General features: G+C 72.4%; 19 protein-coding genes and 1 pseudogene. 12 read left to right on the top strand and 8 right to left on the bottom strand.

From position 1 onward, the window contains the following. The first annotated feature begins 350 nt into the window (after positions 1-350). The 3 genes from AB0F62_RS34995 to AB0F62_RS34985 all read left to right on the top strand — a co-directional run bounded on the left by AB0F62_RS34995 (position 351) and on the right by AB0F62_RS34985 (position 5,913). Positions 351-4,427 carry a discoidin domain-containing protein gene (locus tag AB0F62_RS34995; RefSeq protein WP_361808975.1) on the top strand — a complete coding sequence of 1,359 codons (4,077 nt, stop codon included), beginning with the start codon at positions 351-353 and terminating at the stop codon, positions 4,425-4,427. 94 nt (positions 4,428-4,521) lie between these two features. Beyond that, positions 4,522-5,091 carry a GNAT family N-acetyltransferase gene (locus tag AB0F62_RS34990; RefSeq protein WP_361808973.1) on the top strand — a complete coding sequence of 190 codons (570 nt, stop codon included), beginning with the start codon at positions 4,522-4,524 and terminating at the stop codon, positions 5,089-5,091. Between the two features lie 27 nt (positions 5,092-5,118). After that, entirely contained in the window at positions 5,119-5,913 is a 795-nt protein-coding gene (locus tag AB0F62_RS34985) for a hypothetical protein (RefSeq protein ID WP_361808970.1), read from the top strand. On the opposite strand, the pseudogene AB0F62_RS34980 reads toward AB0F62_RS34985, so the two are convergent. Continuing rightward, a pseudogene (locus AB0F62_RS34980) lies at positions 5,834-6,242 on the bottom strand (isochorismatase family protein); the annotation flags it as partial. The gene AB0F62_RS34985 and the pseudogene AB0F62_RS34980 sit on opposite strands and share 80 nt — an antisense overlap. A 291-nt stretch (positions 6,243-6,533) precedes the next feature. Here AB0F62_RS34980 and AB0F62_RS34975 point away from each other — a divergent pair. The 4 genes from AB0F62_RS34975 to AB0F62_RS34960 all read left to right on the top strand — a co-directional run bounded on the left by AB0F62_RS34975 (position 6,534) and on the right by AB0F62_RS34960 (position 10,663). Further along, entirely contained in the window at positions 6,534-7,589 is a 1,056-nt protein-coding gene (locus tag AB0F62_RS34975) for an iron-siderophore ABC transporter substrate-binding protein (RefSeq protein ID WP_361808967.1), read from the top strand. Between the two features lie 127 nt (positions 7,590-7,716). Next, positions 7,717-8,721, top strand: coding sequence for an iron ABC transporter permease (locus AB0F62_RS34970; RefSeq protein WP_361808964.1), 1,005 nt, complete (start codon positions 7,717-7,719; stop codon positions 8,719-8,721). Further along, a complete protein-coding gene (locus AB0F62_RS34965) occupies positions 8,718-9,854 on the top strand; it encodes an iron chelate uptake ABC transporter family permease subunit (protein ID WP_361808961.1) in 1,137 nt (378 codons plus the stop codon). Before AB0F62_RS34970 ends, AB0F62_RS34965 begins: the two co-directional genes overlap by 4 nt. Beyond that, positions 9,851-10,663 (top strand): ABC transporter ATP-binding protein, encoded by an 813-nt coding sequence (locus AB0F62_RS34960; RefSeq protein WP_361808958.1) that lies wholly within the window; start codon positions 9,851-9,853, stop codon positions 10,661-10,663. Before AB0F62_RS34965 ends, AB0F62_RS34960 begins: the two co-directional genes overlap by 4 nt. A 765-nt stretch (positions 10,664-11,428) precedes the next feature. Here AB0F62_RS34960 and AB0F62_RS34955 read toward each other — a convergent pair. From AB0F62_RS34955 to AB0F62_RS34940, 4 genes are all read right to left on the bottom strand, one after another. After that, positions 11,429-11,923 (bottom strand): DUF5959 family protein, encoded by a 495-nt coding sequence (locus AB0F62_RS34955; RefSeq protein ID WP_361808955.1) that lies wholly within the window; start codon positions 11,921-11,923, stop codon positions 11,429-11,431. A gap of 88 nt (positions 11,924-12,011) precedes the next feature. Then, the gene (locus tag AB0F62_RS34950; protein WP_361808952.1) at positions 12,012-13,619 is read right to left on the bottom strand and encodes an NAD(P)/FAD-dependent oxidoreductase; all 1,608 of its coding nucleotides are present in this window, start codon (positions 13,617-13,619) and stop codon (positions 12,012-12,014) included. A 278-nt stretch (positions 13,620-13,897) separates the two neighbouring features. Next, positions 13,898-14,173 carry a hypothetical protein gene (locus tag AB0F62_RS34945; protein WP_361808949.1) on the bottom strand — a complete coding sequence of 92 codons (276 nt, stop codon included), beginning with the start codon at positions 14,171-14,173 and terminating at the stop codon, positions 13,898-13,900. A 30-nt stretch (positions 14,174-14,203) separates the two neighbouring features. Continuing rightward, positions 14,204-14,386, bottom strand: a complete 183-nt coding sequence (locus AB0F62_RS34940; protein WP_361808946.1) for a hypothetical protein — start codon at positions 14,384-14,386, stop codon at positions 14,204-14,206. A 168-nt stretch (positions 14,387-14,554) separates the two neighbouring features. Between AB0F62_RS34940 and AB0F62_RS34935 the strand changes: the two genes are divergently transcribed. Further along, entirely contained in the window at positions 14,555-15,190 is a 636-nt protein-coding gene (locus tag AB0F62_RS34935; RefSeq protein ID WP_361808943.1) for an LAETG motif-containing sortase-dependent surface protein, read from the top strand. 114 nt (positions 15,191-15,304) lie between these two features. Here the strand turns inward: AB0F62_RS34935 and AB0F62_RS34930 are convergent, their stop codons facing one another. Further along, the gene (locus AB0F62_RS34930; RefSeq protein ID WP_361808940.1) at positions 15,305-15,901 is read right to left on the bottom strand and encodes a GNAT family N-acetyltransferase; all 597 of its coding nucleotides are present in this window, start codon (positions 15,899-15,901) and stop codon (positions 15,305-15,307) included. 195 nt (positions 15,902-16,096) lie between these two features. Here AB0F62_RS34930 and AB0F62_RS34925 point away from each other — a divergent pair, with 195 nt between their 5' ends. Beyond that, on the top strand, positions 16,097-16,969 hold the full coding sequence (locus tag AB0F62_RS34925) for an alpha/beta hydrolase (protein WP_361808937.1): 873 nt from the start codon (positions 16,097-16,099) through the stop codon (positions 16,967-16,969). A 112-nt stretch (positions 16,970-17,081) separates the two neighbouring features. Continuing rightward, complete coding sequence (locus AB0F62_RS34920) at positions 17,082-18,014, top strand: pyridoxamine 5'-phosphate oxidase family protein (RefSeq protein WP_361808934.1); 933 nt, start codon at positions 17,082-17,084, stop codon at positions 18,012-18,014. Positions 18,015-18,020: 6 nt separating this feature from the next. Here AB0F62_RS34920 and AB0F62_RS34915 read toward each other — a convergent pair whose 3' ends face one another. Then, positions 18,021-18,236, bottom strand: a complete 216-nt coding sequence (locus tag AB0F62_RS34915; RefSeq protein WP_361808931.1) for a hypothetical protein — start codon at positions 18,234-18,236, stop codon at positions 18,021-18,023. Beyond that, positions 18,233-18,940 carry a sigma-70 family RNA polymerase sigma factor gene (locus AB0F62_RS34910; protein WP_361808929.1) on the bottom strand — a complete coding sequence of 236 codons (708 nt, stop codon included), beginning with the start codon at positions 18,938-18,940 and terminating at the stop codon, positions 18,233-18,235. Before AB0F62_RS34910 ends, AB0F62_RS34915 begins: the two co-directional genes overlap by 4 nt. Before the next feature lie 145 nt (positions 18,941-19,085). On the opposite strand from AB0F62_RS34910, the gene msrB reads away from it, so the two are divergent. Next, positions 19,086-19,553, top strand: a complete 468-nt coding sequence (gene msrB / locus AB0F62_RS34905) for a peptide-methionine (R)-S-oxide reductase MsrB (protein WP_361808927.1) — start codon at positions 19,086-19,088, stop codon at positions 19,551-19,553. Position 19,554: 1 nt separating this feature from the next. Next, positions 19,555-20,067 carry a peptide-methionine (S)-S-oxide reductase MsrA gene (gene msrA / locus AB0F62_RS34900; protein ID WP_361808924.1) on the top strand — a complete coding sequence of 171 codons (513 nt, stop codon included), beginning with the start codon at positions 19,555-19,557 and terminating at the stop codon, positions 20,065-20,067. Positions 20,068-20,155 lie beyond the last annotated feature (88 nt).

Here is a 20,155-nt window from a genome sequence, read left to right as displayed (position 1 = left end):
CCACGCCGGGCCGGCGACCCGCCGCGCCATCGCCCACCCGTCGCCGGGCAGCGGCGACCGTCAAGTGCGGTGCGACGGCGGGGTCCTCGGCCCCGCCCGCGGACCCCGCGACGTGCTCGCGCCGGTACGCCGCACCGGGCGCACCGCAGGCGCCCGGGTGACCTGGGCTCGGTCCATGTCCCTTTTTATTCCTAAATTAGGAGAAAGACAGCGCGTGATGCGCGCAAAACCTTGACAGCTCCTCCCCGGCGGTGCATGTTCGGCAACGTTGTCATCGCGATGGCAACGTTGTCATCGCCATGATGCCAGGCCGTCTCGTCATTGAACATCCCTGAACGGAGCCGCTGTTCATGCCGGATATGTCCTCCCTGCCCTCTCGTCGCGCCGTACTCTCCACCGGCTCCACCCTCCTCGCGGGGTTCGGGCTCGGCATGGCCTTCCCCGCCGCCGCGGCGGCCCGCACCGGGACCTCGCACCCGGCCGGTTCCCGGGGTGAACTCGCCGCGTTCCGCCCGGTCACGGTCTCCTCCACCGACTACGCCCCCACGCCCGCCGAGTTCGCCGTCGACGGCCTCGACCGCGTCGGCGTCCGGGGATCCGGCTGGCGGGCCGCCGCCGGCGACCCCCAGTGGATAGCCGTCGACCTCCAGGCCCTGTGCGAGGTCGAGTCGCTGCGCCTCACCTTCGAGGCGACGGCCGACGACCCGCCGTACACCCCCGCGACCGGCGGCAATCCCCGCGACAACACCACCGGCCAGGAGATCCTGTCCAGTTGCGCGGTCGCGTTCGTGATCGAGACCTCGCGCGACAACACGTCCTGGACGACCGTGCACCGCACCGACGACGGCAAGGGCGGGGTCGTGGAGATCGCCCTGGCCAAGCCCGTCACCGCCCGCTGGGTGCGGATGACCGTCACCAAGCGCTCCAACGCCAACCCGCTCGGGCTCAACGGCCTCCAGGTGTACGGCAGCCCGCGGGGCCACCGTCCCGAGGCCACCGGCTGGACCGACTGGGGCACCCACCACCGGACGCCCCCGGCCCTGGAGGTCGCCGACGACGGCACCGTCCCCCTGGAGTCCGGCTGGGACCTGACCATGGACGACTGGGCCGGCGGCGGTGCCGCCGAGTTGTCGAGGCCGTCCGTCGACACCAGTCGCTGGCTGCCCGCCACCGTGCCGGGCACGGTCCTGTCCTCGCTCGTCGGCGAGGGCCATCTGCCCGACCCCGTCGCCGGCTTCGCCAACCTCCACATCCCGGAGGCCCTCTCCCGCCACTCCTGGTGGTACCGGCGCGAGTTCCGCCTGCCGAAGGGCCTGCGCACCGGCGCCGGCCGCCGCGTCTGGCTCGAGTTCGACGGGGTCAACCACGAGGCGGACGTCTGGCTCAACGGCAAGCAGGCCGGGACCCTCACCTTCCCCTTCGCCCGCGCCGCCTACGACGTGACCGCGCTGCTGGCCGCCGAGGGCCCGCAGGCCCTCGCGGTGAAGATCAGCCCGATGCCGTTCCCCGGCAGTCCCGGGGACAAGGGCCCGGCCGGCCTCGCCTTCGTCGACGCCGGGGCGAACATGATGAACCGCAACTCGCCCACCTACCTGGCCTCCTCGGGCTGGGACTGGATGCCCGCGGTACGCGACCGGGCCGCCGGCATCTGGAACCACGTACGGCTCCGCTCCACCGGCGACGCCGTCCTCGGCGACCCCCGCGTGGACACCGTCCTGCCCGATCTGCCCGACACCCGCACGGCCGAGGTGACCGTCGTCGTCCCCGTCCGCAACGCCGCGGCGGAGGCGCGGTCCGTGACCGTCACCGCCGCCTTCGACGGCGTGCGCGTGCAGCGGACGGTCACCGTGCCCGGGGGCGCGAGCACCGAGGTGGTCTTCGCCCCGGCCTCCGACCCCCAGCTGCGCGTGAAGAACCCGAAGCTGTGGTGGCCCAACGGCTACGGCGAGCCGGAACTGCACCGGCTGACCCTGACCGCGTCCGTCGCCGGGCAGGAGAGCGACCGGCGCACCACGCGCTTCGGCATGCGCCAGTTCGGCTACGAGTACGACGTCCCCCTGACGTTCCAGTCGGGCTCCAACGCCTATGCGCAGACGGTGACGTTCGCCCGGCAGAAGGCCCGCTACGTACGCGTCCTGTGCCGGACCCGGGCCACCGACTGGGGCTCGTCCATGTGGGGCCTGTCGGTCGCCGACAGCACCGTGCCCGGCGTCGACCTGGCCCTGCACAAGGACGCCACCGCCTCCTCCACCGACGACCCGGGCAACCGGCCGGGCAACGCCACGGACGGCGACCCGGGCACCCGCTGGTCGTCGTCGTTCGAGGACGACCAGTGGATCCGGATCGACCTGGGCTCCTCGGTCTCCTTCGACCGTGTCGTCGTCACCTGGGAGCAGGCCTACGCCGAGACCTACACCGTCCAGGTCTCCGACAACGACGACGACTGGACCGACGCCGCCTCGGTCGACAACGCGGCCGTCCCGCTCCCCTTCCAGACCTCGGGCTCGGCGAGCCTGCAGAACGTGGAGTTCGGCGCGACCACGGCACAGTACGTGCGGATCCTCTGCCACAAGCGCGCGACCAGCTGGGGCTCCTCCATGTGGGGCCTGTCGGTGGTCGACAGCGGTTCGCCCGGCACGGACCTGGCCCTGCGCAAGGACGCCACCGCCTCCTCCTCCGAGGGCGACGGCAGCGGGCCGGGCAACGCGGTGGACGGCAAGCCCGGCACCCGCTGGTCCTCCGGGTACGAGGACGACCAGTGGATCCAGGTGGACCTGGGCGCCCCGGTGAGGTTCGACCGCGTCGTCATCACCTGGGAGCAGGCCTACGCCAAGACCTACACCGTCCAGGTCTCCGACAACGGCGACGACTGGACCGACGTGAAGTCCGTCGACAACTCCACCGTGCCGCTCAAGATCAGCGTCAACGGCGTCCGCGTCTTCGCGCGCGGCGGCAACTGGGGCTGGGACGAGCTGCTGCGCCGCATGGACCCCGCCCGTATGGACGCGGCCGTGCGGATGCACCGCGACATGAACTTCACGATGATCCGCAACTGGGTCGGGAGCAGCAACCGCGAGGAGTTCTACGCCAGTTGCGACGAGCACGGCCTGCTGGTGTGGAACGACTTCCCGAACGCCTGGGCCATGGACCCGCCGAACCGCAAGGCCTTCCTGGACCTCGCGCAGGACACCGTGCGGCGCTACCGCATCCACCCCAGCGTCGTGGTGTGGTGCGGCGCCAACGAGGGCAACCCGCCCGGCCCGGTCGACGACGGGATGCGCGCCGCGGTGCGCGCGGAGGCGCCCGGCCTGCTGTACCAGAACAACTCCGCCGGCGGCATCGTCTCCGGCGGCGGCCCGTACGGCTGGGTCGAGCCGGAGCGGTACTACTCCGCGTCCACCTACGGCAGCGGCGACTTCGGCTTCCACACCGAGATCGGCATGCCGGTCGTCCCCACCGCCGAGACGATGCGGCGCCTGGTCGGCGACGAACCCGAGTGGCCCGTCGGCGGGGTCTGGTACCACCACGACTGGAGCACCCGCGGCAACCAGGCACCGCAGAACTACCGCGCGGCCATCGAGGGCCGGCTCGGCACCGCGGAAGACCTCGACGACTTCTCCCGCAAGGCGCAGTTCGTCAACTACGAGAACTTCCGCGCCATGTTCGAGGCCTGGAACGGCAGCCTGTGGGACAACGCGAGCGGCCTGATGCTGTGGATGTCGCACCCCGCCTGGTACAGCACGGTGTGGCAGACCTACGACTACGACTTCGACGTCAACGGCGCCTACTACGGGGTCCGCAAGGCCGCCGAGCCCGTTCACGTGCAGGCCGACCCGGTGAACGGGAAGGTCGTGGCGGTCAACCACACGCCCCGGGCCCTCAAGGGCGCGACGGTGTCCGCGCGGCTGCTCGACCTGTCCGGCCATCCGCTGTCCGCGGAGCGGCGCGGCACGGTCGACGTCGCGGCGTCCGCGAAGGCCGAGGCGTTCACCGTGGCCTGGACGGACGGCCTGCCGGACTTCCACCTGCTGCGACTGCGGCTGACCGACCGCCACGGAGCGGTGCTGTCCGAGAACGTCTACTGGCGCTACCGCAAGCCCCAGGACATGCAGGCGCTGAACAAGGCCGCGCAGACCCGGGTCCTCGCCGAGGTGACCGACACGGACCTGTCGGGCGACCGCCACGGGCTCACGGCACGGCTGACCAACCGGGGGGCCTCCGTGGCCTCGCTGGTCCGGCTCTCCCTGCTCGACGCCAGGACCGGCGACCGGGTGCTGCCCACCCTGTACAGCGACAACTACCTGTGGCTGTTCCCCGGTGAGAGCCGTACGGTCACGTTGTCCTGGCCCGCCGGGGCGCTGCCGTCGAAGCGGCCGAAGCTGCGGGTCGACGGCTACAACGTGCCCCGCGTGACCGCGCAGCCGTAGCGGGTCGCGCCGTGGCGGCCACCTCACGGGTGGCCGCCACGGCGGGGCCGTCCCATCGGGGAACCTGCCCCGCCACGCGGACGTCTGACAGGAGGTGACGAATTCTCCATCCCTCATCCGCCCGGCCCGGTTCGGTGACCTCGCGGCGATCGTGGACGTGCACACTCAGGCGCGTGCCGCGTACTACCAGGCGGGCGGCCTGCCCGGATCCGAGATCGACAGCCCCGACGGGTGGGCCCGCCGCCGCGCGACCTGGGCGCAGGACGTCCAGTCGAGCGCGATGACGGTGCTCTGCGCCGTCCAGGGCACCGAGGTGATCGGCGTCGTGGCCATGGGCCCGCCCAAGGACGGCACCGGCACCGCGTCGAACGCCGGTGAGCTGCACCGGATCCACGTCCGCCCGGACCACTGGGGCCGCCGGATCGGCGGGCGGTTGCACGAGGAGTTCGTACGGTTCCTGCGCGACGGATCCCTGGAGACCGGGCTGCTGGACGCCTGGGAGCACAACAGCCGTGCCCTCGCCTTCTACTCCCGCCACGGCTGGACCCCGGCGGGCGGTCGCAGGCCCGGCCCCGGCGGCGCCGACTTCCTGCGGCTGCGCCTGGACCTGGGCGGCCGTGTGGCGGCCGCCGCCTCGTCGGGCAGCGCGGTGCCGCTGACCTGATCCGCGGCGTCTGGCATCCTGGCGCGCGTGCTGATCAAGGGGTACGACCACGGACCGCTGACGGCCGCTGAGCCGCTGACGGACCGGCCCGGCTTCTGGGCGAACCACCTCCTGGGGTGGTGCGAGGCCGGGCCGGACGGCGAGCGTCCGGAGCCGGAATGGTTCGGGGACGACGGGGCCGACACGGACGCCCTGGCCGAGGTGCTCCTCGACGAACGGGCCTGGCCGGTCCTGCGGGTGCCGTTCGGCGAGGGGCACTGCGCCGTCGTGGTGTACCGGAACCTCGACGGCGACGCCGGGCTCGACTTCCTGCTCACCCACCCCGACTGGATGCGTGCGGAGGTGCTGGCCTCCTGGGACGGCGACCGGTTCGGCCCCGGTCTGGGCTGGCCCGAACTGACGCACATCGCGGACTCCGTGCCCGATTCCGGAACGGCCGGGGGCCTGCTCGATCCGGCCGCCCGGCTGCTGCTCCTGCTGCCCGTCCTCGTCGACGGCCGGCGGCACGCCTCGGTCGCCGTACCGCGGATCGCCGCCGCGCTCGTCGCGGTCGGGGTGCCCGAGGAGTCCGCGGCGCTCGCGGCCGGATGCCTCGTCGGCGGACCGGTGGACGGGGTCTGGCACGACCCCGCATGGGGCTCCCCGCTCAGCGGGGGCGGTTCACCTGCCGGGGAGAGTGACGGGCCGGCGGGCCCGGGGCCGTTGCCGGGCCTGGGCCTGACCTCCGCCCAGGCGGAACGGCTCACCCGTGACCTCGGTGCGCACGCGGAGCCGTCCTCGGGGGTCGGCTCGCGAGAGACGTGGCCCGTTCCTTCACGGTGACGACGTCGGCCTGCCGCGGGAACACCTTCTCCTTGAGCACGCGGTGCACCTCCGGGTCGGCGTCCGGGCATCCGTCGGACAGGACGGTGAGGCCGTGGTCGAGGTCGGCCGCCTGGCGCAACGCGGAGAAGGACCACCCCGGAGGTGGCGATGCCGGTCGGCACGAGGCTGTCGAATCGGCGTGTCCGCAGGACCGTGTCCAGGTCGCCGCCCGCGAAGGCGTTGACGCGCTTCTTGGTCACGACGACGTCGCCGGGCGCGGGCGCGACGTCGGGGTGGATCTCGGCGCCCGGGTCGCCCTCGGCGAATCCGCCCGCCCGCGCGAGCGCGCCGAAGCGCCCGGCGAGGGCCCATCGCGCTCCTGCCGGATCCGGGCGGCCACCATCGCGGCCGCCCGGAGTGACGACCCCGTGGGCGCCGGGCGCCCGCGACCCGGCGAGGCGATCGGTCGGAACCGCCACCGAAGCGGCCCGAGGGGGCGGACGGGGTCACGCCGTCGCGCCCGCGGCGGAGGGCATCGCGGCAACCAGGGGACCCCCCTGCACGCGACCCACAGGCGGACGCATAAGGTTAGGCTCGCCTAATACTTCAAAGGCGAACCACAGCTACAGGAGCTTCACATGTCTCTTCGGCGCCGCGGCACTGCCGCCGTCGCTGTCGCCATCGCCGCCGCGCTGTCCCTGGCGGCGTGCGGTGGGTCCAACAGCAACGGGAAGGAGGGCAGCGCAGCCGCCTCCGCGACCGCCAAGGCCAAGGACGCCAAGTCCGTCGCGCAGGGCGGCGAGGACTTCGCGGACGCGGCGGAGAAGACCGCGGCGATGGGCACCGACGCCAAGCCGGGCGAGTGGCCGCGCACGATCACCCACGCCATGGGCAGCACGGTCGTCAAGGCCCAGCCGAAGCGCGTCGTGGTCCTGGACGTCGGCGAGCTCGACAACGTCGTCTCGCTCGGCATCAAGCCGGTCGGCCTCGCGCCGACCGAGGGCTCGCCGGAGCTCCCGTCCTACCTGAAGGGCGCCGCGGGCAAGCCGGCGAACATCGGCACCATCAACAGCCTCAACCTCGAGGCGATCGCCGCGCTCAAGCCGGACCTGATCCTGGGCAGCCAGCTGCGCGCCGCCGACTCCTACGACGAGCTGTCGCAGATCGCGCCGACCGTCTTCTCCATCCGGCCCGGCTTCACGTGGCAGGAGAACTACCTCCTCAACGCGGCCGCGCTGGACAAGACCGCCCAGGCCAAGGCGAACCTCGCCGCGTACGAGACGAAGGCGAAGGCCCTCGGGGACAAGCTGGGCGCCGACAAGCCGAGCGTGTCGATGGTGCGGTACATGCCGGAGGGCAAGATCCGCCTCTACGCGAACGACTCCTTCATCGGCACCATCCTCAAGGACGTCGGCATCCCGCGGCCGAAGAACCAGGACATCGAGGACCTGGCGGCGGAGATCAGCGCCGAGAACATCGACCAGGCCGACGCCGACTACATCTTCACCGGCGTCTACGGCGACCCCAAGGCCACCGACAAGTCCAAGGCCCAGGGCAACCCGCTGTGGAAGAACCTGCAGGCGGTCAAGGACGGCCACGCCTTCGACGTCCCGGACGAGACCTGGTACCTCGGGCTCGGGGTCACCGCGGCCAACGCGGTCCTCGACGACCTGGAGAAGCGCCTCACGGCGTGAGCCCTGAGGCCACCGAGTGACGTACGCCGGGCGCCGGCGGGCCGTTGTGCCCGCCGGCGCCCGGCGCGCGCCCGTACGGCCCGCAACCCGGAACCCGGAACCCGGAAAGAGAGAGTGAGCGCGGCGCATGGCGCGACCGACCCGTCGCCGTATCGCCTGGCTGGTGGGGTGTGCGGTGATGCTGCTGATCGCCGTCCTGCTGAGCCTGGCCGTCGGCAGCCGACAGATCGCCCCCGGCGAGGTGGTCCAGGCGCTGCTGCACGGCGGCACCAGTGACGACGCCCAAGTGGTGCGCGCGCTGCGCGTGCCGCGCACCGTCATCGGCGTGCTGGCCGGCGCGGCCCTCGCCGTCGCCGGGACCGTGATGCAGGGCATCACCCGCAACCCGATCGCCGAGCCCGGCATCCTCGGCGTCAGCCAGGGCGCTTCCGTCGGGGTGGTGTGCGCGATCGCGTTCCTCGGCGTGCACACGCTCACCGGCTACGTGTGGTTCGCCTTCGCGGGCGCGGCGCTGGCGGCCGTCGCCGTCTACGCCGTCGCCGCCGGCGGCTACCGCGGCGCCTCCCCCGTCAAACTCGCGCTGGCGGGCGCCGCCATGAACGCCTTCCTCGCGTCGGTCGTGTCCGGGGTCGTCACCACCGACGCCCACGCCCTGGACGAGTTCCGCTTCTGGCAGGTCGGTTCGATCAGCGGCCGCGGCGCCGACGTCATCGGCCAGATCTGGCCGTTCGTCGCGGCCGGGCTGCTGCTGGTCGCGGCGATGGCCAGGGGCCTGGACGCACTCGCGCTCGGTGACGACGCCGCCAAGGGCCTCGGCCACAACGTGGCGCTGCTGCGTGTCCTGGGCGCGGTCGGTGCGACCGTGCTGACCGGCGCCGCCGTGGCCGCCGTCGGGCCGATCGCCTTCACCGGCCTGGCCGTTCCGCACATCGCCCGGGCCCTGGTCGGTGCGGCGCACCGCTGGGTCCTGCCGGTGGCCGCCCTGCTCGGGCCGGTGATGATCCTCGCCTCCGACGTGCTCGGGCGCATCGTCTTCCCGCCCTCGGAGGTGCCGGTGGCCGTCATGACCGCCCTGCTCGGCGTGCCCTTCCTGATCGCGCTCGTACGCCGCCGGACGGTGGTCGCCGCATGAGCCGCACGACCACCCCCGGAACCACCGCCGGAACCACCGCCCCGACCGCCCCCGCGGCCGCCGTGGCGACCGCCGCCACGCGGTCCGCCCGCCCGGCCGGGCATGCCCTTCTGCGCCGTGGGCGCGGCAGCTTCCTGGTGCACCGCCGGGCGGTCGTCGTCGCCGTCGTGCTCGCCGTGCTGCTGGCGGCGGCCGTGGTGGTCTACCTGTGTGTCGGCGAGTCCTTCGTCTCGCCCGTGGAGGTCGTCAACGTCCTGCTCGGCCGGCCCAGCCCCGACCAGCTCGTGGTCGGCACGCTGCGTCTGCCGCGCCTGGTCGTGGGCCTGCTGGCCGGGCTCGCCTTCGGGGTCGCCGGCGCCCTGGTCCAGACCGTCGCGCGCAACCCGCTGGCCAGCCCCGACGTCATCGGCGTGACCCACGGCGCGGGCGCGGCGACGGTCGCCGCCATGAGCTTCGGCCTCGTCTCGTACACGGCGCTCCCCTATGTGTCGATCGCCGGCGGTCTCGCCGCGGCGCTGCTGGTCTACGTCTTCGCCTGGCGTCGCGGGCTCCACGCCTCGCGCTTCGTCCTCGTCGGCATCGGCGTCTCGATCGCGCTGGGCTCGCTGACGCAACTGTTCCTCACCAAGGGCGACTTCCTCGTCGCGCAGCAGGCAAAGGTCTGGCTGACCGGTTCGCTCAACAGCCGCGGCTACGACCAGGCCGCGCCCTTGGCGACGGTCCTGCTCCTCGCGATCCCCGCGGCACTGTGGGCGGCCAGGGCCCAGCGCGGGGCGTCCTTCGACGACGACACCGCACTGGCGCTCGGCATCCGGCTGGACCGGGTGCGGCTCGGCCTGACCGCCCTCGGCATCGTGCTGGCCTCCGTCGCGACGGGCGCCACCGGCCCGGTCGACTTCGTCGCGCTCCTCGCCCCGCAGATCGCCCGCCGGCTGACCCGTACGGCGCAGATCCCGCTGCTGTCCTCGGCGCTGATGGGCGCACTCGTGGTCGTCGTGGCGGATCTGCTGGCCCGGCGCCTGTTCTCCCCCGTCGAACTCCCCGTCGGCGTCCTCACCGCAGCGGTGGGCGCCCCCTACCTGATGTGGCTGATCGCCCGCACCCGCAGCCGTTCCGGAGGCACCACCTCATGAGCCGTACGAGCCGACTCACCGCGCAGGCCCTCACCCTGGCGTACGAGGACCGGACCGTCGTCGACGGCCTGGACCTCGAGATCCCCGACGGCCGGGTCACCGTCATCGTCGGCCCCAACGCCTGCGGCAAGTCCACGCTGCTGCGCGCGCTGGGCCGGCTCCTCAAACCGCGCTCCGGCACGGTCCTGCTCGACGGCACCGAACTCGCGCGCCTCCCCGGCCGGCAGATCGCCCGGGCCATCGGCGTGCTGCCGCAGAGCCCCACTCCGCCGGACGGCATCACCGTCGCCGACCTCGTGGCACGCGGACGCCAGCCGCACCAGAAGTGGTGGCAGCAGTGGTCCGAGGCCGACGAACGCGCCGTCGCCGAGGCGCTGGAGCACACCGGCACCGCCGACCTCGCGGACCGGCCGGTGGACGAGCTGTCCGGCGGTCAGCGGCAGCGGGTGTGGATCGCCATGGCCCTCGCACAGGACACCGAACTGCTCCTGCTGGACGAGCCGACCACGTACCTCGACATCGCCCACCAGGTGGAGGTGCTGGACCTGGTCCGCCGCCTCAACCACGGGCGCGGGCGCACGGTCGTCGCGGTGCTCCACGACCTCAACCAGGCCGCCCGCTACGCGGACCACCTGATCGCGATGAAGGCGGGCCGCATCGTCGCGCAGGGCCCGCCGCGCGAGATCGTCACGGCGGAACTGGTCGAGGAGGTGTTCGGGCTGAGCTCCGTCATCGTGCCGGATCCCGTGACGGGCAGCCCGCTCGTCGTCCCCGGCGTGCCCTGGGAGCCGGTTCCGGCGGCGGACTGACGGCCATCCCGCCGGTGGTTCGGCTGTCCCGCCGTCTCGCGCCCTTCGGGCGCAACGATGCGGGCTGCGGACGGGAGGGTGCCGGTCTGGGGCTCCTCGGCGGCGTGCGGGTGGGTGGGTGGCGGGGGTTCAGGCGCCGGAGCGGGTCGGCTTGGTGGGTGGGCGCGGGTCTCGTGGCCGCCCGCGGGTATAGATGGCCGCCTCCACGCCATCGGTGCGTGGTGGGCGCGCCTGCCGTGACCGGCGTCTGCGACTGATTCGGGGTGCTGTCGAGCCGTTGACGGGACATCGGGCTCGCTTTCGCCGACATAGTCGGCGGAACAGAGCCCGATCTTTGCGCCGGAGAAGATCGGGCCCGCTTTCGCCGAATATGTCGGCGAAACAGAGCCCGATCTCCGCAGACCATCCGCGGAGCCCGCCGCCTGTCGGGGAACTACCCGCAGACGCAGGTTACGGCGGGCGCGCCACCCACGAAGGGTGGGCGTGGCAACCAGCCATCTCTACCCGCGGACGGCCACGAGACCGAAACCCACGAACAACCCACCCCGCTCCGGCGCCTGAACCCCCGCCGATCACCGGCCCGCACACCGCCGAGGAGCGGCGCCCCCACCCTCCCATCCGCAGCCCGCCGCTGTGCGACCGAAGGGAGCGAGACGGCGGAAACCCGACCACCCACCGGCACCGGCACCGCCACCCGCGCCGCCACCCGCGCCGCCGCGTTCCTGCGGCCTCGAAGAAGCGGCCGCCGATTGCCCGGCCGGGATGTCAGGCGTCGCCGTCCCGGCGCCACTCGTAGACGCCGAGTGACGTCTCAACGACCTCGCGGGGGTAGGCCTCCCGTACCCGGGCGAGCAGATCGCGCTGCTCGCCGGCCCACGTCGGCGGCAGTGCGGGCAGCGGGACGGTAACGGTAACGCCCGACGACGGCCCGTCATGCACGGACACCCGGAACCGGCCCGTCTCATCGACCTCGAACGTCATGGACGTGGTCCGCCCCGAGTCGAGCCATACGGCGGACCGGCCGGTCTCCAGGGTCGCCAAGGCGTCCTCCCAGTCCGTCAGGTCTTCGGGGAGAAGGGTCTCGGCGAAGCAGGCGTCGGCGAACTCCGTCACGATGACGATCTCGCAGTCGAGGAAGTCGTGACCGGTCAGGATTCCGGGTTGGGAGCGGCCCAGGACGCGCACGGAGACGCTGTTGTCGCTGTTGCCGGGCGTGCCGCCCAAGTGGATCAGATGGATGGCGCCATCCGTCGCGTCCATGGATTCCCTCCCCGAATCGACCAGGTCCCCGCATCCTGCCGCACCGCCCACGGACCTCACGGCCCGGGATGCCCGGGGAGGGAGCCCGTCAGCGCGTCGCGACCCGCCGACGGGAGTCGCTGAGCACGCGACGGGCCGCGAGCAGGCCGGACGTGGCGTTGTTCCCCGCGCCGGGCCAGGTCGCGGCACCGGTCAGGTACAGGCCGGGGACCGCCGTGCGGTAGCCGCCGTGCCCGGGCATCGGCCGGAGGAGGAAGTTCTGGGCCAGATGGTGGCTTCCCCCGGCGCCGTCCCCGCCGACGAGGTTCGGATCGGCCGCTTCGAGGTCTCCCGGGGTGTAGGTCGTGACGTGGGCGATCCGCGCCCTGCTGCCCGGCGCGTAGCGCTCCAGCTTGGCCAGCACCCGGTCGGTCATGGCGTCGACCGCTTCGGGCCACGTGGTGTGCCGGATCGTCCCCGCCGCATCGCCCTGGATGGCCGAGGGCACGGTGCGGACCTGGATCCAGGCGACATGGCGGCCCGCGGGTGCCCTGGTCGGGTCCACGGCGGTGGTCTGGCCCACCACAAGCAGCGGTTCCACCGGCAGGAGTCCCGCCTGGGATTCGGCGTAGGTGCGCGCCAGATCATCGGTGTACGGCGCCACATGGACGTAGCCGAAACCGGCCAGCTCGTCGCCCGCCGCCCAGGGCAGCGGTCCGTCCAGGGCGAGATGCACCATCAGGGTGCCCGGGCCGTAGAGATAACGGGACGCCTCGTCGCGGACCCGGGCCGGTACGTGCTCGGACGCCAGCAGTCGCCGGTAGAGCGCTGCCGGACCGACGTTCGCCACCACCGCGCGACGTGCCGTCAGTGTGCTCCCGTCCGCGCCGCGGACGCCGACGGCCCGCCCGTTCCGGCACAGTACGCGGTCCACCTCGACACCGGTGCGGATCTCGCCGCCGTGCTCGGCCAGGACCGCGGCCAGCGCCAGCGGCAGCCGCTGTGCGCCGCCCTCGACCACGGACATGCCGTTCTCCATGTCCGCGAACAGTTCCAGGAACGGGAACATCGCCCCGCCGGACACGTCGGGAGCGAAATCCAGGTGCATGCCCCAGCAGGCCGCCATCGCCTGTGCCTCGGGGGTGGCGAACCAGGTCTCCCCCAACTCCCGGGTACTCATCAGCAGCATGTGGGCGAGTTCCCTCGCACCGCGCAGACCTTGGTGGCGCAGCAGGTCCAGCACCTGGCGAGCGGCCGCGCTCGAGGGCAGCGCGCATCCGTAGAGTCCGAAGAGATACGGCGCGAATCGCCGGTACTCCTGGTAAAGGCCGGCGAATCCTTCGGCATCGACGGCATGGTGCTCCGCCAACTGCCCGAGCGTGCGTGCGTAGTCGCGATACACGCACACGCTCCGCCCGTCGGGGAAGACATTCGCATAGGGGCGGTCGGTGGTGCGGAACCGCAGCCCGTGGCGGGCCAGATCGTCGCCGAAATCGGCGTATGCCCGTGAGCCCAGGAAAAGGTTCTGATTGGTGGAGTACAGGTCGTGGACATACCCGGGTAGCGTCACCTCACCGCTCGCGATGGCGCCACCCACCGCGGCGTTGCGCTCCAGAACGACCACCGACCACCCGGCCCGCGCCAGGTACAGAGCCGCGACAAGTCCATTGTGACCGCCGCCGACAACGACCGCATCATAGGAGCCCGCCGCATTCATCGTCCGGTCCTCCCGCCGCCGCGCGTCTCGGCGCCGCCGGCATCCGGGACAAGGGAAACGCACGCAACGGGCGGCGATTTCGGGTGAGTTCCCGGGATCGTCTCGCTCTCCCAAAAGATCATGGTTCCATCTTTCGTTCGGCGATATCCACCATCAATGCTAGAACCCGTCGCGCGATCGATCAGGGCGGAGAAGCCGTCGCACCTGCCCGCTGCGCCGACGGCCGGCCGTGGGCAAGGGCGGGCGGGCACCGGGCGGGCGAGGACGTTGTCAACGTGTCAGCGAGTACCGGGCGGTGCCCGGGCGAGCAGTTCCCGCAGCCCCGCGCGCCCGGTGGGGAGCCCCGCGGCCCGCAGCCAGGACGCGCTGTCGGCCGCGGCACCCCAGCAGGCGTCGCGATCGGCCAGGGCCCGCAGGAAGGCGCGCTGGGCGACGGTCAGCGGAACGTCGGACGTGTGCGGGGCCTGGAAGGCGCACGCGAGGAGCCGGCCCCACTCGCCGTCGACCGTGTACCGACCGCACATCGGCAGCAGGGCGAGGGCGGCAGGCAGCACCTGGTCGAAGTGGTCGGCACGGTCGAGCAGTCAGCGCAGCAGGGTGCGGCCGAGCGACTCGGCCTGCACTTCCGGGTCGTCGTGCAGCAGGCCGAGCAGGTCGTCCGGGGTGCCGTCGGCGGACCCGTAGGCGTGCGCGAGGGCCGCCCAGTCGGTCCGCGACAGCAGCGCGGCGGGGTCGGGCAGGGCGGGGGCGGCTTCGTCGGCGGACATGACGGCAGTGTCCGCGAAGGGTCCGACAACGCCCGTGCAGATCCGGCGAATCCGGCGCTTTCACCCCGCGTTTCCCCGTTAGTTGTGGGGCGGAAGTGAGCCGTGAGGAGAGGGGGAGTACATTGCGGCTGCCACTGGCATCGAATTTCACCCCAGCATGGAGAACTTGTGACCGTATCCCCCCGCCGTGCCTGGTCCCGCACCGGCACCCTGATAGCAACGGCCGCCACCGGCGTGATCGGCCTCGGCCTGTTCGCCACCCCGGCGTCCGCTCACACGCCCGTGTGGGACGTGGACTGCTCTTCGGTGACGATCAAGCTGAAGGCCTACAACCCCAACGTCACGAACACCGTGACCGTTACGGCCGACGGCAAGGACCTGGTCGCCACCAAGACCTTCGGCGCCTCCTTCGAGGACACCGTCAAGCTGCCGGCGCACAGCGCCGAGGTGAAGCTTCACCTCAGCGTGAAGGCCGGCGACGGCGAGCGCTTCTCGTTCGAGGACGACAAGACCGCCCCGGTCTGCGAGGGTCAGTCGGAGACGCCTACCCCCACGCCCACCCCGACGGAGACGAAGACCACCGAGTCTCCGAAGCCCAGCGAGACGCCCAGCGAGTCGGCCAGCACGGCCCCCTCCGCCGCGCCCTCGACCCCGTCCACCGACGAGTCGCCGGCCGGTGACCTCGCCGAGACGGGTGCCTCCAGCTCCACCCCGCTGCTCGCGGGCGGTGCCGCCGTGGCCCTGCTCGCCGGTGGCGGTCTCCTCTTCGCGAACCGCAAGCGTCGCGCCGCGGCCCGTCACTGACCTCGGTCACTGACGACGGCGTGTGAACGCGCCGTTCATGGACGCAAGGATGCCGGACCGTGCTCCGTACGGTCCGGCATCCGGCTTTTCCGCGCCCGTACCCTCCGTGCCGCGTCAGATCCCGGGCGACGGTGCGGCGGAGGCCTCGAACTCACCCTTGCGCAGCCGGTACACCTGCAGCCGCAGGTCGTAGTACTTCTCGGTCTCGCCGACCCATTCCATTCCGACGCTGCGGGCGGTGGCGGCACCGCGGTCGTTCCGCGGCCGGACCACGGCGAAGAGTTCGTCGACGCCGGATGCGAAGGCGTACCGCGCGAGGGCGCGTCCCGCCTCCGTGGCCAGGCCCTTGCCCCAGACCCCGCGGGACAGCTGCCAGCCGATCTCCAGGTCCACACCGTGCGGCGGGAGCGGCAGGATGGCGGCGCCGCCGACCAGTTCGCCGGTCTCGCGCAGCTCGACGGCCCAGCGTCCGGCGGGCGGCTCCAGGGCCGTTGCGCCCGCTTCCCAGGAGCGCAGCAGCTCCCGCATGGACGCGACGTCCGGCTGCCGCGTCATCGCCGGAGCCAGCCAGCGCGTCACGTCCTCGGTCCCGTAGACGGCCAGCGCCGCCTCGGCGTCCTCGGAGCGCCACGGCCGCAGGACGAGCCGGGGGGTGACGATCCGGGATTCCTCGATGCCCATCGGGCGCTGCGTCGTGGCCGTACCAGTCATCTGCGATGTCCGTCCCTGTCGCGGGCCGTGTCGGCCGTACGTCCGGCACGCGCCCGAAGTCCCCTGTGCTCTTCCACAACGCCGTGGGGCCGCCCTCGCTTCCCGCCCTGCCGACGCTAACCCTCCAAATCCATTTGACAGGTTACATCGACCCTGCTTGCATATAACCACTGAAGCAATCCGAAGGGGTTAGTCATGGCAACCGTGCACCACCGCTACGCCGAGGTCCAGGGGCACCGGCTCTTCTACCGCGAGGCGGGTGCCGCGGACGCACCCGTGATCGTGCTCCTCCACGGCTTCCCGACCAGCTCGTTCATGTTCCGCGAGCTGATCCCGCTCCTCGCCGGCCGCTACCGCGTCATCGCCCCCGACCACCTCGGCTTCGGCCACTCCGACGCCCCGGCCGTCGACGCCTTCGCCTACTCCTTCGACGCCCTCGCGGACCTCACCAAGGGGCTGCTCGACCGACTCGGCGTCACCCGCTACGCGCTCTACGTCCAGGACTACGGAGCCCCGATCGGCTGGCGGCTCGCGCTGGCCGACCCCGACGCCGTCACCGCGATCGTCACCCAGAACGGCAACGGCTACGAGGCCGGATTCGTCGAGGAGTTCTGGGAGGGCGTCCGCGCCTACCAGCGCGAGCAGACCCCCGAGACGGAGGCGGGCGTCCGGAGCGCGCTGAGCCTCGAGGGCATCAAGTGGCAGTACGTGACCGGTGTGGCCGACGAGAGCACCGTCAGCCCCGACACCTGGCACCACGACTTGCAGCTGGTCTCCCGGCCCGGCAACGACCTGGTGCAGCTCACGCTCTTCCGCGACTACGCCACCAACATCCCGCTCTACCCGCGCCTGCACGAGTACCTGCGCACCCACCCCGTGCCCGTGCTCGCCGTCTGGGGCGAGCACGACCCCATCTTCGGCCCCGACGGCGCCCGGGCCTTCGCGGACGACGCGCAGCGCGCGGAGGTCCACCTTCTCGACGGCGGCCACTTCCTCCTGGAGACCCATGTCGAGCCCGTCGCGGAGCTGATCCTGGGCTTCCTCGACAAGGCGGACCTCCCGCGCTGAGCGGAGCCCGCACCTCGTGCCGTCCGACCGGTCCCGACCGGCCGGACGGCACGAACAGACGCGGGGACGCCGACACCGACACGGCATGCCACCACATCAAGGGAGCGAGGACATGACCCGCCACACCGGCTTCCACGAGGGAGAACTCGCCGTCCAGCGACGCGCCGGAGTCGCCTGCGAGGCCGCGCGCCTGCGAGGCATGCTCGATCCGCCCGTGCTCGGCGGCGGGGTGAGCCGCTTCCTCGCCGACCGCGACCTGGCGGTGCTCAGCGCACGCGACGACGCCGGCCGCCCGTGGGTCTCACCCGTCACCGGAGCCCCCGGTTTCCTCACCGCCGGGGACGGCGTCCTGCGGGTCGCCGCCCGTCCCGGCGCGGGCGACCCCCTGGCCGGACTCACGCCCGGCGGGGCGGCCGGCCTGATCGTGATCGACCTCGCGAGCCGCCGCAGACTCCGGCTCAACGGCACCCTCACCTCCTGCGACGACGCCGGTTTCGAGCTCGCCGTCGACCAGGCGTACGGGAACTGCCCCCAGTACATCCAGCAGCGCCTTCTCGCTCCCGCCCCCGGCGGCGGACCCGGCGACAAGACCGCAGCGGCGGGCGGACCGCGGCCCGCGGCACGCCTCGACGCCGCACAGGCGGCCCTGGTGGGCCGGGCCGACACGTTCTTCCTCGGCACCTCCCATCCGGAGCGGGGCGCCGACGCCTCCCACAAGGGCGGCTCGCCGGGCTTCGTCCGCGTCGAGGGCGACGGCGACGCCCTGTGGTGGCCGGACTACCCGGGCAACAACATGTTCAACAGCCTCGGCAACCTGGCCTGCGACCCCGCCGCGGCCCTGCTCTTCGTCGACTTCGCCGAGGGCACCACCCTGCAGCTGTCCGGCACCGCGGCCGTCGACTGGACCGCGCCCGGCGCCCCCGGCGACGACGGCGGCACCGGCCGCCTGGTCCGGTTCGCCCCGCGGCACGTGGCCGACGGGCGGATCCCGGTCCGCGGCGACGCCGTCCTGCCGTACCGCCTCAACCCGCCGCTCACCGCCTGAAAGGGGTCAGGTGCCGGTCACCGCGGCCAGCAGCCCGCGGTAGTCCTCCTCGCACGCCGGGCAGCCGCGCAGGTGCGCCGCGACGCCGGGATAGCGCTCCTCCGGCGCCGCGTCCGCCAGGAACAGCTCCAGATAGACGTCCATCAGGTCCAGCGCCTCGTCGCAGCCGGGATCGAGCGGATCCGTGCGCAGGAGGTCGTCAAGGCCCTGCCATTCGTTCATGAGCGCCTCACTGTCGTCAGGGGCAGATGTCCATTGGCTGCGAGCCGGGCACGGAGCTTACGCCGCGCGTCGAACATCGTCTTGTAGAGCGCGTTGCGGTTGGTCCCGAGCTCCGCGGCCAGCATCTCGGCGTCCACGCCGTTGACCGCCAGCGCGGTGAAGACCCGGCGCTGGCGGTCGGTGAGCTCCTCCTCGACGGCCTCGCGCAGGGCGTCGACGAGTTCGCGCGCCTCGCTCTGCCGGGCGGGGTCGAGGCCGAGCCGGTCCGGGAGCCGCTCCCACTGCTCGGGCTCGAGCCGCTCGCCGGACGTGCGCCAGAAATGGCGGCCGAGCTTGGTGGACACCTCGTTCATGACGAACTTGTACGCCCACGTCGTGAAGCGGCTGTCACCGCGGAACGCGCCGATCTTGCGGGTGATCGACAGCAGCGCGTCGGCCGCGGCCTGGTGGGCGATGTCGTCCAGCTCCGGCCCCGTGATGCCGTGCCGGGACCCGCGCCGGTTCAGCTCGGCGTACGCGATCCGCAGCAGCAGCGCGTGCAGGCGGCTGCTCGCCTCCTCGAAGACCTCACCGTCCGCCGTGAGCTCCCGCACCCACCGCGCGGACTCCGCGTCCATCGACCGGCCGCGCGCCCCCACGTCGTCCGGCGACCGGCCGCCTCCGACCGCGTCCCCGGCCTGTCCGTCGCGCTCTGCGGAACCCATGCTCCGCATCCTAGACGCGGCCGCCCGCGCCTCCCGGCAGCGCTTTCACCCGGCGTGGAAATCGGCCGCCGCCGGCAGGTAAGACCGGGCTCTCGCCCGCCACCAATGGGCGTACGGAAAAGAGCGCAGCGAGCAAGGAGGGACCGTGACCGGCTACCGCAGGAATCCGGAGGCCGTCTCGCAGCTGTCACCGGAGCAGTACCGCGTGACGCAGGAGAACGGCACCGAGCGCGCCTTCACCGGCGCCTACTGGGACAACAAGGAGCCCGGGATCTACGTCGACGTGGTCTCCGGGGAGCCGCTGTTCGCCTCGGTCGACAAGTACGACAGCGGCAGCGGGTGGCCGAGCTTCACCCGGCCGCTCAACGTGGGCAATGTCGTGGAGCGGCCGGACCCGGGGTACGGGTTCCTGGCCACCGAGGTCCGCTCGGCGAGTGGCGACAGCCATCTGGGCCACGTCTTCCCCGACGGTCCGCGTCAGACGGGCGGCCTGCGGTACTGCATCAATTCGGCCTCGCTGCGCTTCATCCACGCCGACGACCTGGAGCGGGAAGGTTACGGGGCCTACCTGCGGTTGTTCGACAATGGCGACACGACCAACACGGAGGATTGACATGGCAGGACAGACACAGCGGGCCGTTCTGGCGGGCGGGTGCTTCTGGGGCATGCAGGACCTGATCCGCAGGCAGCCCGGAGTCGTCGGGACCCGGGTCGGCTACTCGGGCGGCGACGTGCCCAACGCCACGTACCGCAACCACGGCACCCACGCCGAGGCGATCGAGATCCTCTTCGACCCCGAGAAGACGGACTACCGGGCACTGCTGGAGTTCTTCTTCCAGATCCACGACCCGACCACGAAGAACCGCCAGGGCAACGACATCGGGCTCAGCTACCGCTCGGCGATCTACTACGTGGACGACGAGCAGAAGCAGGTCGCGGAGGACACCATCGCCGACGTGGAGGCCTCGGGCCTGTGGCCCGGCAAGGTCGTCACCGAGGTGGAGCCCGTCGGGCCCTTCTGGGAGGCCGAGCCCGAGCACCAGGACTACCTGGAGCGCTACCCCGAGGGCTACACCTGCCACTTCCCGCGGCCCAACTGGCGGCTGCCGGCCCGCGCACGGGACTGAGCCGGACGCATGTGCCGTAACCTCGTCAGCGTCAGGATCCGGCCTGGCGGCGATCAGGGCTGAAGGACTCACATGGCGAAGGCACAGG

It is taken from the genome of Streptomyces sp. NPDC026673 (assembly GCF_040638135.1).
GTDB lineage: Bacteria > Actinomycetota > Actinomycetes > Streptomycetales > Streptomycetaceae > Actinacidiphila.
The sequence above is the reverse complement of the archived record's forward strand: the minus strand, read 5'-3'. Positions and strand labels throughout refer to the sequence as shown.